At 52.3% G+C, this 15,684-nt stretch carries 17 protein-coding genes and 1 tRNA gene; 12 read left to right on the top strand and 6 right to left on the bottom strand.

The features are described 5' to 3' along the window. Positions 1-255: 255 nt before the first annotated feature. Together IPM50_02290 and IPM50_02285 are read left to right on the top strand one after the other, a co-directional pair. Positions 256-645: a helix-turn-helix transcriptional regulator gene (locus IPM50_02290; GenBank protein QQS33429.1), complete on the top strand. Its 390-nt coding sequence runs from the start codon at positions 256-258 to the stop codon at positions 643-645. Positions 646-674: 29 nt separating this feature from the next. Next, entirely contained in the window at positions 675-1,061 is a 387-nt protein-coding gene (locus IPM50_02285) for a hypothetical protein (protein ID QQS33428.1), read from the top strand. 87 nt (positions 1,062-1,148) lie between these two features. Here the strand turns inward: IPM50_02285 and aroF are convergent, their stop codons facing one another. Further along, the gene (gene aroF / locus IPM50_02280; protein ID QQS33427.1) at positions 1,149-2,183 is read right to left on the bottom strand and encodes a 3-deoxy-7-phosphoheptulonate synthase; all 1,035 of its coding nucleotides are present in this window, start codon (positions 2,181-2,183) and stop codon (positions 1,149-1,151) included. Positions 2,184-2,256: 73 nt separating this feature from the next. Next, positions 2,257-4,284, bottom strand: coding sequence for an arginine--tRNA ligase (gene argS / locus IPM50_02275; GenBank protein QQS34439.1), 2,028 nt, complete (start codon positions 4,282-4,284; stop codon positions 2,257-2,259). 107 nt (positions 4,285-4,391) lie between these two features. Here argS and folE point away from each other — a divergent pair, with 107 nt between their 5' ends. The 4 genes from folE to IPM50_02255 are packed head-to-tail and all read left to right on the top strand — an operon-like array spanning position 4,392 to position 9,368. After that, positions 4,392-4,973 carry a GTP cyclohydrolase I FolE gene (gene folE, locus IPM50_02270; protein ID QQS33426.1) on the top strand — a complete coding sequence of 194 codons (582 nt, stop codon included), beginning with the start codon at positions 4,392-4,394 and terminating at the stop codon, positions 4,971-4,973. 7 nt (positions 4,974-4,980) lie between these two features. Further along, positions 4,981-6,639, top strand: a complete 1,659-nt coding sequence (locus tag IPM50_02265) for a M28 family peptidase (GenBank protein QQS33425.1) — start codon at positions 4,981-4,983, stop codon at positions 6,637-6,639. 19 nt (positions 6,640-6,658) lie between these two features. Further along, positions 6,659-8,746, top strand: coding sequence for a methionine--tRNA ligase (gene metG / locus IPM50_02260; GenBank protein ID QQS33424.1), 2,088 nt, complete (start codon positions 6,659-6,661; stop codon positions 8,744-8,746). Position 8,747: 1 nt separating this feature from the next. Beyond that, positions 8,748-9,368, top strand: coding sequence for a hypothetical protein (locus IPM50_02255; GenBank protein ID QQS33423.1), 621 nt, complete (start codon positions 8,748-8,750; stop codon positions 9,366-9,368). A gap of 11 nt (positions 9,369-9,379) precedes the next feature. Here the strand turns inward: IPM50_02255 and IPM50_02250 are convergent, their stop codons facing one another. Further along, complete coding sequence (locus IPM50_02250; protein ID QQS33422.1) at positions 9,380-9,715, bottom strand: hypothetical protein; 336 nt, start codon at positions 9,713-9,715, stop codon at positions 9,380-9,382. Here IPM50_02250 and IPM50_02245 point away from each other — a divergent pair. The 3 genes from IPM50_02245 to IPM50_02235 all read left to right on the top strand — a co-directional run bounded on the left by IPM50_02245 (position 9,714) and on the right by IPM50_02235 (position 11,880). Beyond that, entirely contained in the window at positions 9,714-10,667 is a 954-nt protein-coding gene (locus IPM50_02245; GenBank protein QQS33421.1) for a hypothetical protein, read from the top strand. The two genes, IPM50_02250 and IPM50_02245, sit on opposite strands and share 2 nt — an antisense overlap. Beyond that, complete coding sequence (locus tag IPM50_02240; GenBank protein ID QQS33420.1) at positions 10,667-11,452, top strand: TatD family hydrolase; 786 nt, start codon at positions 10,667-10,669, stop codon at positions 11,450-11,452. The genes IPM50_02245 and IPM50_02240 overlap by 1 nt, the downstream gene beginning before the upstream one ends. A 209-nt stretch (positions 11,453-11,661) precedes the next feature. Beyond that, positions 11,662-11,880 (top strand): hypothetical protein, encoded by a 219-nt coding sequence (locus tag IPM50_02235; protein QQS33419.1) that lies wholly within the window; start codon positions 11,662-11,664, stop codon positions 11,878-11,880. A 61-nt stretch (positions 11,881-11,941) separates the two neighbouring features. Here IPM50_02235 and IPM50_02230 read toward each other — a convergent pair. Together IPM50_02230 and IPM50_02225 are read right to left on the bottom strand one after the other, a co-directional pair. Continuing rightward, positions 11,942-12,016: transfer RNA gene (locus tag IPM50_02230), tRNA-Val, on the bottom strand. Between the two features lie 143 nt (positions 12,017-12,159). Next, positions 12,160-12,651: a prepilin-type N-terminal cleavage/methylation domain-containing protein gene (locus IPM50_02225; GenBank protein ID QQS33418.1), complete on the bottom strand. Its 492-nt coding sequence runs from the start codon at positions 12,649-12,651 to the stop codon at positions 12,160-12,162. A 208-nt stretch (positions 12,652-12,859) separates the two neighbouring features. Between IPM50_02225 and IPM50_02220 the strand changes: the two genes are divergently transcribed. Genes IPM50_02220 through IPM50_02210 form a run of 3 tightly spaced genes read left to right on the top strand, consistent with a single transcriptional unit; the run spans position 12,860 to position 15,305 of the window. Further along, the gene (locus IPM50_02220; GenBank protein QQS33417.1) at positions 12,860-13,432 is read left to right on the top strand and encodes a sigma-70 family RNA polymerase sigma factor; all 573 of its coding nucleotides are present in this window, start codon (positions 12,860-12,862) and stop codon (positions 13,430-13,432) included. Then, on the top strand, positions 13,429-14,289 hold the full coding sequence (locus IPM50_02215; GenBank protein ID QQS33416.1) for a zf-HC2 domain-containing protein: 861 nt from the start codon (positions 13,429-13,431) through the stop codon (positions 14,287-14,289). The genes IPM50_02220 and IPM50_02215 overlap by 4 nt, the downstream gene beginning before the upstream one ends. Next, on the top strand, positions 14,286-15,305 hold the full coding sequence (locus IPM50_02210; protein ID QQS33415.1) for a hypothetical protein: 1,020 nt from the start codon (positions 14,286-14,288) through the stop codon (positions 15,303-15,305). The genes IPM50_02215 and IPM50_02210 overlap by 4 nt, the downstream gene beginning before the upstream one ends. Here the strand turns inward: IPM50_02210 and IPM50_02205 are convergent, their stop codons facing one another. Next, positions 15,306-15,620, bottom strand: coding sequence for a hypothetical protein (locus IPM50_02205; GenBank protein QQS33414.1), 315 nt, complete (start codon positions 15,618-15,620; stop codon positions 15,306-15,308). Between the last annotated feature and the right edge of the window lie 64 nt (positions 15,621-15,684).

The following is a 15,684-nucleotide window of genomic DNA, read 5'->3' as shown; positions in this document are numbered from 1 at the left end:
CGGTCTGAACTGCCATTCCCGGAAAAGAGCCTTGGTCCCTGTTCGCCGCACTTCAGACCGTGCGACTCAGCTTTTCAATTGATGCCCAATCTCTTTGAGATGTTGCATCTATGAAACAATGTATCAGAATAATTTTATTGTTGCAAGTGCGAAACAAGGTGTTGCATTTAAAAATTCCTTGTGCTATGTTTTATCTGTGAAATGCAAAGTGCATCTGTGGCACTTAGACTTCATTGAGGAGAAAGGAGAAAAAATATGTCATTCAAGAACGAAAGTCTGATCAGCACGGCCGAACTCGGCAAGGCGATCAAACGTCGCCGCGAGGAGCTTGGGATGAGCCTTCGCGATGTTGCCGATGTGACCGAAGTATCGGCTTCAACCCTGTCGCGTATCGAGAACGGCACAGGTCGCCCCGATGCGGACAACATCGCACGCCTTACAAAATGGCTGGATATGCCTGTTGATCGCCTGATCCGCCAGGAGGAAGACGGCGTCGAACCGGTAATTTATTACCCGCACGAAGCAACGCCCGATATCATCGACGCTCATCTTCGTGCTGACAAGAATCTGTCGGCTGAGACGGCGAATGCTCTTTCTGAGCTTTTCCGCGTCGCGTATCAGCAGTTCAGCAAACCCGGAAAATGATCCGATAAACCACTCGAGACGAAAACATCATGAAACACGAAACGACAAACACCGGCAACACGAACTACTTCTCACTTTTCGGCATCGACACGGCGGTTGTGCTTTTTCTGCTTGCGGTCGAATATGCTCGAGCTGCCCGCTTTTCGACGCCCGACGGCATAGTGATGTCGGCGGCGATTCTGGCGGTAGCCTTTCTTCCATATTTCTTTCCTTCCGTTTTTGAAAGGCCGGTATTCGGCAAATGGGCTGCGGGTCGTGTTTCCGTGTTGGCGGCGGGAATGCTCGTCGGCGGCGGTTTCAGTATCGTGATGCCAGAACTATCGCAAGTGCTGCCAATGGCATTGCTGATGGTTGCGCTGTTGGGAAGTTTCGCCGTTCAGTCTTACGGTTTCATAAAGCTCGATCCGGCCAACTAGGCAAATGGCGCCGGAACGGGCACAGAAAAAAGGCCGGCTCGCGTTCAAGGACAAAGCGGGCTGGCCTTTTTCTCATTTATTCTGATGTCAACGCGATGCGTCGGCACTTTCCGCTGCGGGGCTGTTCACCGCATCTCTGATCCTTTCAATATCCGTCGATAGTTTAAGAAACTGTTCGGGCCTCAAAGCCTGAGCTCCGTCACACATAGCGTCCTCAGGGCAGGGATGGACCTCAATGATCAGCCCGTCCGCCCCGACAGCTACCGCCGCTCGGGAAAGTGCCGGGACCATGTAGTTCTTTCCGGTCCCGTGCGATGGGTCCACAATGATCGGCAGATGCGACATTCGCTGGACCGCCGGCACGATGGAAAGGTCAAGAGTATTTCGTGCATGAGAGGCAAACGTCCTGATACCGCGTTCGCATAAGATCACGTTCGGATTGCCTTCAGAAAGAATGTATTCGGCCGCAAGCAGAAGCTCGTCCAGAGTTGCCGAAAGCCCGCGTTTCAGTAAAACAGGTTTTCCGCATTGCCCGGCATATCGAAGCAGCGAAAAATTCTGCATGTTCCGAGCGCCGATCTGTACACAGTCGCCGTATTCCACGACCGCATCGATGCCGTGTTCGTCAAGGGCCTCAGTGATAATGTTGAGGCCGAATTCTTCGCGGACAGCAGCGAGCATTTTCAGCCCGTCGATACCGAGCCCTTGGAAGGCATACGGAGACGTTCGCGGCTTGAATGCTCCGCCGCGGAAAAACTTTGCGCCGCTTTCAGCGACAGTTTTTGCGGTGCGGAATACTTGCTCTCTGTCTTCCAATGCACACGGCCCCGCGATCATAGCGAAGTGACCGCCGCCGATGAAAGCACTTCCTACGGGGACCGCATATTTGTCGCGCGGGTCTGCGGTAGCCAGTCTGTACGGCTGCGTTACCCGGACCGTATCCGCAACGCCCGGCAGATTCTCAAAATGAGCCGGGTCGATAGAGCCCTTGTTGCCGGTTATACCAACTACAGTGCGCTCCGAGCCCTCGAGCGTATGGCCGGAGTAGCCGAGTGCTTCGACCGAGCGGATCACATTTTCGATGTCGGCGGCCGAAGCCTCCGGTTTCATCACTATCAGCATAAATGCGGCGGATCAGGGTATCCGCAGTTAAAAGTTACCGACCGGGCCGCCACTTTTGCAACCCGGCGGAGCTTTACATTCGCTCCGGAACGTCTATACCTAACAATTCGAGCGAGCGCGTCAGAGAGATGCGCGCCATATCAGTTACCGTCAAAAGTACCGCTCGTTTAGTCTCGTCAGCCTCACTCAATATCTTGTGGCGATGGTAAAAAAGATTGAATGCTTTTGCGAGGTTGAACGCGTATTTAGCAAGTATTGACGGTTCATTTGCTGCGGCGGACTGACGTGCCGCATCCTCGATCCGGGCCGCCAGGACCGCGAGCGACCAAATATCATCACCGTCATCGGCAGAAAAAACTTCCCGCAACGCGTCAACGTCTTGGATCGCTGACGCAACGCCCTCCATTTTCCCGCCTGTTTCTGCAAATTTGCGGAATATCGAATTCGCTCTGACCGCGGAATATTGGCAAAAACATCCTGTTTCGCCTTCGAACGAAAGTGCTTCAGCAAAATCAAAGACGATCACCGTGGTGCGCGTGAATTTGAGCAAAAAATAACGCAACGCGCCTACAGCGATCTGACGGCCGATATGCCGTTTTTCGTCGTCGGCCGCGTCGGCGTGACGCGATTCGACCTCGGCGATGGCCTTTTCTTCCAATCGGTCGATCAGATCGTCTGCCTTTACTCCCAGGCCTTTGCGGCCGCTCATTTCAATGAACGTGCGTTTGCGGTCGTCTTCGGAGAGCTCAAAGCCAAGCTCTACAGCCGCCGCCGGGGACAGAGCGACCATTTCGTAGGAAAGATGCACGCTGGCCTTTTCGCCGCGTTCGGGCGAGATCGCCGCGACACCTTTTTTCACGACCTCCTGCGGATACGACTGACGCGTGTCGATGACGTTGTAGATGGTTTCACCGCCGCCGAATGATGGGACATTTGACTCGTGCAGGCTGGCAGCCTGCGGCCCGGTTGTAATCCATACATCCTTTCCGTCAGGATACGTGTGAAAAAGCCTGTAATTGAAATCGAGCCCCAGAATACCCAGCTTCCACATCTGATAGGCGATGTCCTTGCCGGTATATGTAACTGTTCCGTTCGAGCGTACGAGGATCTTGTCGTTCTCGTGGTCGTCTGTGCCTTCGTGCGAGTCGAATGGCATCACCCAACAGCCCACGTGGTTGCCTTCGCTTTCGTACCGGATCACGCCGAGCTGTTTCATCTGCTCAAACGCTCGATCCCAAAAATGCAGGTGCAATATCTCGGATTCCCGCGGCAAAAGATCATAGCGGATGCCAAGCCTCTCCATCGTCGCGATGATGCACTCAACGTTTCGCGTCGCGACGTAGTCGGCGAGTTCGGCTGTCTGATTACCGCCTTCTTCAATGGCGTGGAGAACCTCGGCCCGCTTAGATTTTAGGGCGTCGTTGACCTGATATTCCTGTCCGACTCGGGCGTAAAGATCCCAGCAGTAATAGTCGAAAGAACGGCCTTCGGCCTTCAGATTTTCATCAAGGGCCTTGATCTCATCCAGGCCCATGTTTTCGAGATAGATGAAGCCGACAACGACATCGGCAACCTGGACGCCTGTGTTGTCAATGTAATTTTGAACCTCGACGCGTTTGCCGGTGGAGCCGAGAATACGCTGAAAAGTGTCGCCCAAGACCGAATTTCGGACGTGGCCGATATGTGCCGCTTTGTTCGGATTGACTGAAGTGTGTTCAACACAGACCTTTGGAGCGTCAGGAGACGCGGAGGTCAGTCCTCCTACAACAGCGGCGCCTGAGTTTTGCGGCAAAAATAAGGCACGATCGACAAAAATATTCAGATAGCCGGCACCTGCAACGTCCACCTTCTGAACAAGATCCTCCTTTTCGATCTCTTCTTTAAGCGTTTGTGCGATCTCGCGGGGATTCTTCTTTTCACCGGTCGCCTGCTTTATCTTTTTCGCAAGTTCGAATGCAATAGGGAACGCGAGATCGCCGAACTCTGTCTTTGGCGGTGTTTCCACCGCGACGATGTCAGGCACTACTCCAAAGAGGTCGTTCGATAGCGACGCGAGTTTTTCGCGAAGCGAGGTCTGAATTTGCAGTAAGGTTAGGGCCATCTCAGCGTCCATCAAGCAAAACGATGATTATAGGTGCTTCCGCTGTCCTTTCGCAAAGATTGGGCAAATGCTTTGCTTCGGCTTATACTCATTCTTTTACAGCGCATATGGCAAGAAGCAGCAAACGAAAGCTCGATACGCGGAAGATCGCTGACGGTGTCAGGCTGATCCTCGAAGGCATCGGCGAAGACCCAAATCGCGACGGGCTAAAGAAAACGCCGGAACGAGTGGCAGATTTTTATGCCGAGCTTACGGAAGGAATGTGGGTCGATCCTGCGGAACATGTAGTTCCTCTGCCGGGCGATTCGCATGACGAAATGGTTCTGGTAAAGGACATTTCGATCGCGTCGGTTTGTGAGCATCATCTTGCACCATTTACCGGCAAATGCCATATCGCCTATATCCCAAAGAACGGCCGAATAATCGGACTTTCAAAATTGGCGCGTATTGCAGAAGTCTTCTCGCGGCGGCTGCAGGTCCAGGAGCGGCTTACACAAGAGATAGCGCAAACGCTTTTTAATAGTCTTGACCCGATAGGAGTGATGGTCGTTATCGAGGCTGAACACACATGCATGACCCTTCGCGGCGTCAAAAAGCCCGGCGCGGTGACCATAACATCGGCCGTTTTAGGCGGATTCCGAAGCGACCCGCGGACGCGTGCCGAGGCGATGTCGCTGATCAAAGGATAGAAAGAACATGAAAAAATACATTTCGGTTGTTTTGTTACTAGTATTTGCGGCCGGTGCCGCTTTTGCCCAGGACCGAAGCTCATGGTTTGATGGTGCAAAAATGCGTGAACGCGTAAAGCGCCTCTCTGCCGATGAGATGGAAGGCCGCGGTCCCGGCAACGCCGGCAGCAAGAAGGCCGCCGATTATATCGCCGCTCAGATGAGATCTGCCGGCGTCAAGCCCGGCAATGGAAAAAGCTATTTTCAGAATGTGAAGCTCGTCGGCAACAAGGTCGATCCTGCGACGAAACTAAGCATCTCTAAAGGCTCCGATGAAACGACATCGTTCAACTTTGGCGATGATTTCGTTGCAACGACAGGTGCCCAGAGAGATAACGTTTCGGTCGATGCCGAGGTGGTCTTCGCGGGCTACGGCATCGACGCTCCGCTTTACAACTGGAATGATTATTCGGGCCCGGCGGACGATTATCGCGGCAAGATCCTTCTTATAATGGTCAACGATCCGCCCGCGACCGCAACAGAACCTAACCTTTTCGGCGGAAAGGCACTGACCTACTACGGCCGTTGGACATATAAGTACGAAGAAGCCGCTCGCCGCGGTGCTGCGGGCGTTATTCTGATCCACACCACCGAATCGGCGGGTTACGGCTGGAACGTGGTCCGAACATCTTTCGGCGGTCCGCGATCTGAGATCGCGAGGAGTGCGGGCGACAAGAGGCCGTTTTTGCAGCTCATGTCATGGGCGACGAATGATGCTGTTGATACTATGCTTAAAAAAGCCGGATTGGATATGAACGAGCTTAGTGCCGCGGCACAGAAACGTGGCTTCAAGCCTGTAAATACCGGCTTGCGGGCGAAGATCGACCTCAAAGCGACCAAGACCGAATTCGAATCGCCAAATATCGTCGGCATCGTCGAGGGAAGCGACAGGCGGCTGAAGAACGAATACGTACTCTACACCGCACATTGGGACCACCTTGGGATCGGAGAGCCCGACGCATCGGGTGACAAGATTTACAACGGTGCTTACGACAATGCTTCAGGTGTGGCGGCGGTGCTTGGCATCGGCGAGGCACTTGCTAAGTTACCGCGAAATAAACGCCCTAAACGCTCGACATACATTCTTTTCCCGACCGCAGAAGAGCAAGGCCTGCTCGGTGCGGAGTATTTCGCACAGAATCCGCTCATTCCGCTGAACAAGATCGCCGGCAACGTTAATATCGACGGGGTCAATTTCTTTGGCAAGACAGATGATTTCTCCGCTCTCGGCGTTGAGCGGTCAGCGCTTAATGCCATCGTTCAGCCGGTTGCATCGGAACGCAGTATGACGCTGCAAGGCGATATGCGGCCGGAACAGGGCTTTTTCTTCCGATCGGACCATTTCCCGTTCGCTAAGGCCGGTGTGCCTGCGGTCTCGCTGCGTCATGGTTCCAATTTCACACCTGCCTTAACAGGTGTCGCGCTCGAATTTTTCAGCAATTACACTGCGAAGTACTACCATCAGCCTTCGGATCAGTATTACGATTGGTGGGATGTGAATGCGATGATCCAGAATGCGGAACTCGGCCTCGCTATCGGTTGGGAAATCGGAAACGCATCGACAATGCCGCGTTATCTCGAAACTGATGAGTTTTGGGATGCAGATAAGAAGAGGATGGGCAAATAGAGCGGCCGGCGTACCAAAAATGAGCACTTTTTACGTCACAACTCCCATCTATTACGCAAACAGCCTGCCGCATCTTGGGCATTTGTACACGACCATCGTCGCGGACGTATTACACCGGTATAAGGAACAGCGTGGTTTTGACGTATTTTTCCTTACTGGGACCGATGAACACGGTATAAACATTCAGCGGGCCGCCGAAGCGGCAGGAAGAACCCCGCAGGAACAGGTCGATCACATTTCGTCGGAATTGAAGCGGATGTTCCGCGATTTTGGGCTGGACACTGGGAGCGGCGGCTACGACATATTTATGCGTACCACCGAGCCGTTTCATTACGAAGGTGTGCGGCATTTGTGGCGAGAGATAGCGAAAGGGAAGACGCCGCTTGGCAACCCGAATATTTACAAAGGGCATTATCGCGGTTGGTTCTGTGCTCCGTGTGCCGCATACAAGCTTGAGGATGAATATTACACGCCCGAAGGCAGCGAAATTCCGTACTGTTCGGTCCACGAAAAGCCGCTGGATAACGTCGCAGAGGAAAGCTACTTTTTTAACCTTTCGGATTATCAGGGATATCTGCTCGACCTGATCGAAAATGATCCGAAATTAGTTCAACCTGAATCTCGGCGAAATGAGGTTATCTCATTCATAAAAAGAGGGTTACAAGATCTTTCGATAAGCCGGGAAAAGAAGTCGGTCTTGTGGGGCGTGCCGGTTCCTGACGACGAAGATCACGTAATGTACGTGTGGCTCGATGCCTTGTCGAACTACATTACGGCTCTTGGTTACGGGAATGACCGCCCAAATGCTCCGGGATTCGATAAATATTGGGAAAATGCGGTTCATCTTGTCGGAAAGGACATTCTTCGGTTTCACACCGTTTATTGGCTCTCGTTCCTGAAAGCAGCCGGATTACCGCTCCCTAAGACAGTGTATGCTCACGGAATGTGGCTCGATGCGGATGGCCGTAAGATGGGCAAAACGTTAGGTAACGTGATAGAAGTTGATGTATTACATCAACATTTTCAGACCGATGCTCTTCGATATTTTTGTATGCGGGATATGGTTTTTGGCCAGGACGGAAAATTCGGGTATGAAAACCTGATAGAGCGTGCGAATGCGGACCTTGCGAGCGGCCTTGGAAACCTCGTCAGCCGTACCATTTCGATGATCCACAAATACCGAGACGGCCGCGTTCCAAGCGGCAAGATCGCGGAGGAAAATTACATCCACGCCCGCCGTGCGGGTGTGGATCCTGATGGTCAGGAACTTGTTTCCGTTCTGAATCACGCACGCGACGAATTCGTACGTCGATTCGAGAATTTCGAGTTCAGCCAGGCTTTGGAGACCCTTTGGGCGGTGATCGCACGCATCGACAAAATGATCTCTGATGCAAAGCCGTGGGAGCTGATCAAGGACGAGAAGCAGGCCGAAACGCTGAATGCCGTCCTTTACCGCTCATCTGAGACATTGAGATGGCTGTCGGTACTTCTATATCCCGTAATGCCGGGATCATCTGCGAAGATATACAAAATGCTCGGCCTCAGCGGCGACGTTGCGACGATCGATCCCGCAGGTCTTGCCTGGGGCGGGCTCGATGCCGGAGCTGCGATCGGCGAAGCGGAGGGAATTTTTCCGAGAATTGATAAAGGTAAGATTATGAGTGAGATAGAGCAAAGCAACGAGCAATCAGCGGTCAGCGATCAGGTGAAAGAACCCATCGCAGCAGCGAATGGTTTGGTCGCTGCGAAGAATGAGGGCGAAGAAAAGAAAGATAGTTTTATTACGATCGATGATTTCTTCAAGGTCGAGCTCCGAGTGGGCGAGATCAAGGTTGCCGAACGCGTTCCCGATGCCGACAAACTGCTCCGTTTTGAGGTTGATCTTGGTGAAAAGAAACCGCGGCAGATTCTCGCGGGGCTTGCGGAGTATTACGAACCTGAGAAACTGCTCGGGCGAAAGGTGGTAGTAGTCGCCAATCTGAAACCGCGAAAGATGCGGGGTTTGGAGTCGCAGGGAATGATCTGCGCCGCGTCACTGCTTGAGGAAGATACACCGGCGATCGCAACTTTTCTTGAGGATGTGAAGATCGGTGCAAGGTTGAAATAGTATGAAGACCTTTCAGGTAATTTTGCTATTAATTGTACTTTTGTCCGGAATTCCTTTAGTGAGTGCCCAAACCAGTCCGAAAAAGCCGTCAAAATCCAAGCCAATAAGAGCAACTGTTACTGTGATTGGTTCCCGAGATGTCGATGCGCCGAGATTGCCGGACGAGAGTAAGTGGAGCGAATTCTCGATTCCGGAACATGGGCTCATGATCCTGTTTCCGGGTGAGAACGATAACATCAATGATAGTGAGGTTGGGCCGGTTCAGACCTTTTCGGTAAGTACGCAAGAGGCAAGCTACACATTGGCGATCCGTTCAGTGGGACTGCCGATCGATCAGAGAGAAATTCAGGCCTTCCTTGATGAAGCAATAGACAACGCTTTTGATCCGGCTTCTACGAAATACCTGTTCAGGCGGCCGATCCCATATGAAGGCCATATTGGGCGTGAATTCGCTTTCTTGGAAAAAGGGCGAAGAACTGAATTTAGGGTTTATTTGCTTGATGGAAAGCTTGTAATTATCTCGGTCGCTGTAACGCAGAAAAACTACGATGCGGGCTTTGATAAATGGATCCAAAAATTCTTTGAATCGTTGATTGTCAAGACCCATAAGGTCGAGGCTTAATATGGGCTTGCTTAGGTTGATGGGAATTTTGAATTGATTAGGCCTTCAAGGGACGGGAAAATGATGAGAATCACTGTTTCGACTTTGCTATTGGCATTGGTATTTTGCTCGTCGGGGGCTTTTGCACAGGGTGAGGGCAGTGAACCGACTGCGCCGCCGCCACCAAAACCGAACCCGCCAAAGGAAATGAGGCTCGACAGAATCACCGGGATCACGTCCGTGCAGGGGCCGGACGGGAAATCAGTTAAGTTCCATTCGCTGTCAGGCGGCTTTAAGATCGCGTTTCCGGGCAGGCCGAAAGAGTCCGTGTCCGATATCAACAGTGCCTTTGGGCCGGCGAAACTCATGTCTTACCAGCTTGATACCAGCCTTGCTTCTTATTCAGTAGCTTTCCTGGATTTTCCTATACCGATGAAGGACAAGCTCGACCTCAATATCCGATTTGACGCGATGCGGGACGCTGACGTTAAGTACATGAAAGGCCGCGTTACCACAGATTCCGAGTTTTATTTCGGCACAAATTATGGACGTAATATGGTCATCGAGAGTGATTCGGCCTCAGCGACACACAGATTGATCGCCGTCGAACAGCGTTTATTCTATCTATCGGTTTACACTCGCGGAACCTTGTCACGGCAATCGAATACTCTTCGCAACGCTAATCTCAGGAGGATCAACGATTTTCTGAACTCCTTTGAGGTGACGGAGATACCGAGATCAACGCTGGTGGAGGTTGAATTGCCTGAAGATTTCGGCGTCCGTATGGTCGACGGAATTGTTGAGAGTTCCTTTTTCGGCATTTCTGTGCGAATACCTAATGGGTGGAATGTCTTTAATGAAGAAGAGGCCGAGTTCATAAGCGAGATGGGAAAGGAGGCGGTGTCTGCTCAAAGGCCCGTTATAGCCGAGTTTCTCACATCTGACAGGGTGAAGACGTTATTTGGGGCATCGAAGAAACCGCTCTCTTCGGCACTCAATACGGCGACGTTCATGATCATCGCGGAGAAAGCACCCTTTCCAAACTTTAGGCCTATTTCAGTGGCAAATACGTTCGTCAAGATGTTTCTGGATCCCGATGATGTGGTGACGAAGCAGCCGGCCGAAGGGAAGTTTGGAGCACTGGACATGGCTTGGATCGAGACGCAGGATAAGGTCACAAAAACCAGGGTAAGGATGTACTGGGCGAACGAAAAAGGCTTAGCGCTGGAGTTTGTTCTGACTTTCACGAGCGATGCTGAGCTGCAGGAGATGTTGGGCGCGCTGAATTCGATCAAACGTATCGAGGCATCTGAGAAGTAATGCTGGTCGATTCCCACTGCCACATAGACGGCGAGGCATTTGACGCGGATCGCGACGCTGTGGTCGCTCGAGCGAGGGAAGCGGGCGTCGAAATGATGCTCAACGTCGGGACCGGCGATCCGCATACGGACGAATTTCGCCGTGCGGTCGCGGTGGCCGAAAGACACGACGGTGTATATGCGAGCGTCGGCGTTCACCCGCACGACGCTAAGCTCTATGATGATGCGGCGGAAGAGCATTTGATCGATCTCGTTCATTCGTCCAAGAAGGTTATTGCTTGGGGCGAAATCGGCCTCGATTACTATTACGATCACAGTCCGAGAGACGTCCAACGCGAGGCGTTCGTAAGGCAGATCCGGAAAGCTCGTAAACTGGATCTGCCGATAATCATCCACAGCCGTGACGCGAACGAAGACACGGTGGAAATTCTGAAAGAAGAATGCAGCTGCGAAGGCTTTCGCGGCGGTATAATGCATTGTTTTGGCGGAACGGCAGAGATGGCAGAGGCACTGATGCCGCTCGGGTTTCTGATCTCGTTCGCCGGGAATGTGACTTTCAAAAAAGCTGATGAGCTGCGGGACGCCGCCCGCGTGGTGCCGCTCGATCGCCTGTTGGTAGAGACGGATTGCCCGTATTTGACGCCTGTTCCGCATCGCGGCAAACGCAATGAGCCTGCAATGGTCGTTCATACGGCACGGTTTCTGGCAGAGTTTTACGGCATTCCTTTTGAGGAGCTTGTTCGGCAGACAACGGCGAATTTCAAGGCGCTCTTTCGAATGATGTAGTCGTTTAAATTTCACGTTTTCGTATGAAACATACGGATTTGGTGGTATTTTTTTAAGTGATCTGAGCAGAAAATGATTTTAAACAACCAAATTCACTGCGCTTTCGTCTTAACGGTGTCTGTGGCACCGTGATTGCTTCAGAAATAGCCGGATGACGCTCTCGTTCGCGGCATTCGGAGGGGAACGATAAGAGAAGAAGGTATATTACCATGAAGTTTTTGCAGCAAGCCATTTTTGCGTTCGCGATCGCGGTCGTCTTTTCGGCCGCGGCTTACGGGCAGAAGAATGATCCGAAAAAGCCGCCCCCGAAGCCGCCGCCTCCAACCGTCGAGCCGGGACCGAAGAATCCGCCGCGGCCAACGCCGACCCCGCGCCCGAATGAATCCGCGTTTATCGTGTTCCGCAACACTGATTTTGACTTGGTCTAGATCGGCATCTTCACACATTTCAAAAGCCGGCAGCCTCATAAGGCTGCCGGCTCTTTTCTATTGGTGCCGTCTAGAAGATTTGAACTTCTGACCTATCGCGTGTGAAGCGAGTGCTCTACCACTGAGCTAAGACGGCGGAATTAGTTGAGAATCGATAGTTGATTACTGATAGTTGGAACCTTAAGTTACCGTGGTCCTGTGTATCGATCGTTTCACCGTATTCGTCTTGACGATTCGCTATCCGCTGTTCTCTATATATTCAACACCAGATATTCAACACTAGATCGACGGGTCGTCGGCCTTTGCCGGCCGGTTCTCGTCCGTCGCTTTAAGAGTGCTCAACGAAGAATCTGTATAGAAACGCCGCTTACCCGTGGCGGTGATGCCTTCGGAAACCTGCGGTTCAGCAGTGATGGAATAGAACGCAGGGCGGCTTGCAGAGGACGGTTCAACGGTCAAAGTAAAGACATAGCCATTAACCACAGGTCTTTCGCCCTTGAATTTCTCATCCAGGCCTACTTTTTCAACCAGCTCGTCGAATGTTCCGAAATTACCTCTGTTCCTCGTCGCATATTGTGCCTGAAATTTTCGGATATTCTCGATAGATTGTGCAGCAGTCGTCTCGTTACCGGAACTGATAACTGCCTGCCACGCTATACTGCCGACACCGATCAGCAGTCCGATAATGGCGATGACGATCATCAGCTCTATCAGGTTGAAACCACGCTGATCGTTTAGGCGCTCCAGCTGCCGCGAATAGTTAGTGACCATAAATAAATGCTCCCGTCGAATACACGAACACGGGATTTCTTTGTTTCAAAAGTTTACGGGCTTTCTTGGTGAAATTCAATACATAAAAGAGTGATAAAGCGTGCGGGCAAGCTGCGCCGGAACATATCATGCCGAAAAGCGTAAAAGGTGTCATAATTTCGACATTTGCGGTGTTCTTCCTAATGAAGAGCATTTCCGGATGCCGAAAATGAGCGAAGTTATCGAGATCCGTGTGGACATAATGTCCGAAAAAGCTGCGGCAGCGACTGATAATGCTATCTGGTTCGAGGAGGCGTTCTTGGCCCACCACCGGACGGTCTATCGCGTCGCGCGGTCAGTTTTGCGCGATGACGCTTTGGCGGAAGATGTCACACAGGAGACGTTCCTGAAGCTCTATCATCACTCAAGCTCGATACTCAGCGAAGATATGTTAAAGCCGTGGCTGATCAGGGTCGCTATCAACCTGGCAAAGAACTGCATCCGCGGCTCGATTCGGGCGAACACACGAGAAGCGAACTACGTCAAACTGACAGACGACGGTTCAATGCGTTCGGCGGCCGATGAGTACGATGAGAAAGCCGCCGTCAAAAGCATTTTTGATGCACTGAACGAGGTCAGAGAGCCGCACAGAAGCTGTCTAATACTAAAGCAGCAAGGGCTTTCGTATAAAGAGATCGCAGAGAGCCTGGATCTTAATGAGGCGAGTGTCGGGAAATTCGTGGCAAGGGCACGACAGGAATTTTCACGTGTTTACGGCGGAGCACAAGGCGGGAAGTTATGAAAAGGGATTGTTTGGACATCGGCGTGATACAGGCTTTCATTGATGGTGAACTGCCTGAGGATATGCTTGTGTCGGTTTCGGATCATTTATCTGCATGCGACGATTGTCTGCAAATGGTTTCGATCGCTGAAGCGGAAACACTCACCGTGTTTACCGCAATGGAACGGGAACTAGGGCCAATGGTGCCAACGCAGCGGCTGTGGTCGCGGATAAACGACCAGATCGAGAGTGAGCGACGCAGTATTTTTGGCAGGTTGGGGCATATCTTCTCAACCGTATTCATGAGCCCGTCGATGGCGGTTTCAGCCGCGATGATACTGGCGGTGACTGCGGCGGCCGTCCTTTTCCTGCGATCGCCTGACGCGGGCGAGGTCGTTAAGCGCGCACCTGCCGTTGCAGGCAGCTCGACAGGCCGGAATTCTGAAAGGACAGCATCTGAGCCGGAGACTGATGCCCAATATCAGGACCGTTCTGTACCGAAGGTTGTTATGACATCGGCAAGACGCTCCGCATCCGCACCCGCATTCGAGAAGGCTGTCTTTCGTTCTGGAAATGCTTCAGCAGCCATTAGGAATGAGGCCTTTATTAACGGTGAAGAGGTATACTTGAAGACGATCTCAGCCATGAGGCCGACCGTCGACAACAACAAGGACGGCGTGCTTAGTACAGCCGAGCGGATCGCCTACGAGAGGGAATTGGCAGTGATCGAGGACTCGATCTCAAGAACCAAAAAAGAGTTGAAAAGAAATCCTAAAAGCGAATCCGCCAGGCAGGTCCTGCTTGCGTCCTATCAGAATAAGATCGACCTTCTGAACTCAGTAGTTCAGCGTGAGGAGTTGATAGCGAGCCTACGATGAGAGTAGTCGTCGAACATTTTTTTCTTCGGCTGCTGCCTATATTTGTCGCGGCGGCCTGTATCGCGGTTTCCGCAGATGCGCAAACTCGGGTAACCGTCAAACCGCCGAGCATTCCTATGCCGCCTTTCGCCGGTGTTCCGTCGCCTTATGCGCAAGATACGTTCGAACTGGCAATTCCGGTTGAGCGGAACGTGAATATCTCCTTATGCGTAAAGGACGGGCGTGCAAAAGTGAACGGCTGGAACCGCGGAGAACTTCGTGTGTTTGCCGACAAGGGGCAGAAATTCGATCTAAAGGTCATGCAAAGGAACGCAGACACGGGCTTGGCTTCATGGGTGATGGTCGTGGCTCGGCCAAAGATATCAGGGGCGGCGGTCAATGAGTGCCTTGAAGGTGATGATATTGAAGTAGACGTGCCGACGGGAGCGTCGGTCAATCTGAAGGGCAGTGACATCTCCGTTCAGATCGACGGTATAGGCAAAGCTCATGTCCGAACGCTGGGCGGCGACATAATCGCGAGAAATATTTCAGGCGGCCTTACGGCCTCGGCAGGGCAGGGCGATATAGTGGCAGATCGAATTTCCGGCCCTATGAATCTACTTAATACCACCGGAAATATCATCATCGTTTCTTCGGGCCCGACCGGACCGGGAGATGACCTTAAGGCCTCTACCACGAGCGGATCGATCACGATGAAAGATACGATCTATCGCCAGCTCGAGGCGACCTCTATATCCGGAGCTATCTCGTTTGTGGGCGGCATCCCGGAAAATGCGTCCTACAACATCAATACTAACCGCGGCTCGATAGGCCTTTCTCTGCCGTCAGCCTCAGGATTCAGGCTGGCAGCTACCTACGGTTTCGGTACGCTAAATTCGGAAATGCCTTTAAATGTATTGACCGAGAATATCGAATCCGGTCCGATCCGCAAGATAGTCGGGGACATTGGCCCCGGCGGCGGAGCGACCGTGAGACTGTCTACGAACAGCGGCCGCATTTCGTTAAAGAAGATGTAGCTAGATCTGATCCTGCAGTTTCATCCCGGTTCGCGCTTCAAATTGCTCCGCAAAAGACGGCGCATCGGCCGCGCTCGTGTCGAGCGAGATCCTCTCTACCCGCCACATCGGAAAGAAACTCTCCTCCATTGGGAGATACGGTTCACCCGATGCGATCGACCGCGACCAATCCTCAAAATAGCCAAGTTCGATCGCGGCGATGAAAACCCCTGCAGGGCCTATATCGCGGATGACGCCCAGCGCCTTCTCTCGCGGGCTGTGTAGTGTAACTATCGCGATATCGCCGCTGCGGATACTCCGATGATCGATTTCCATAGGGCTATTGTCAGCCAAATTCGTAATGATGGCAACAATGCCTCGCTATGTCGGCGGTTCGGCT

It is taken from the genome of Acidobacteriota bacterium (assembly GCA_016700075.1).
GTDB lineage: Bacteria > Acidobacteriota > Blastocatellia > Pyrinomonadales > Pyrinomonadaceae > OLB17.
Note: the sequence above shows the minus strand (reverse complement) of the source record. Positions and strands in the feature narration are given on the sequence as shown.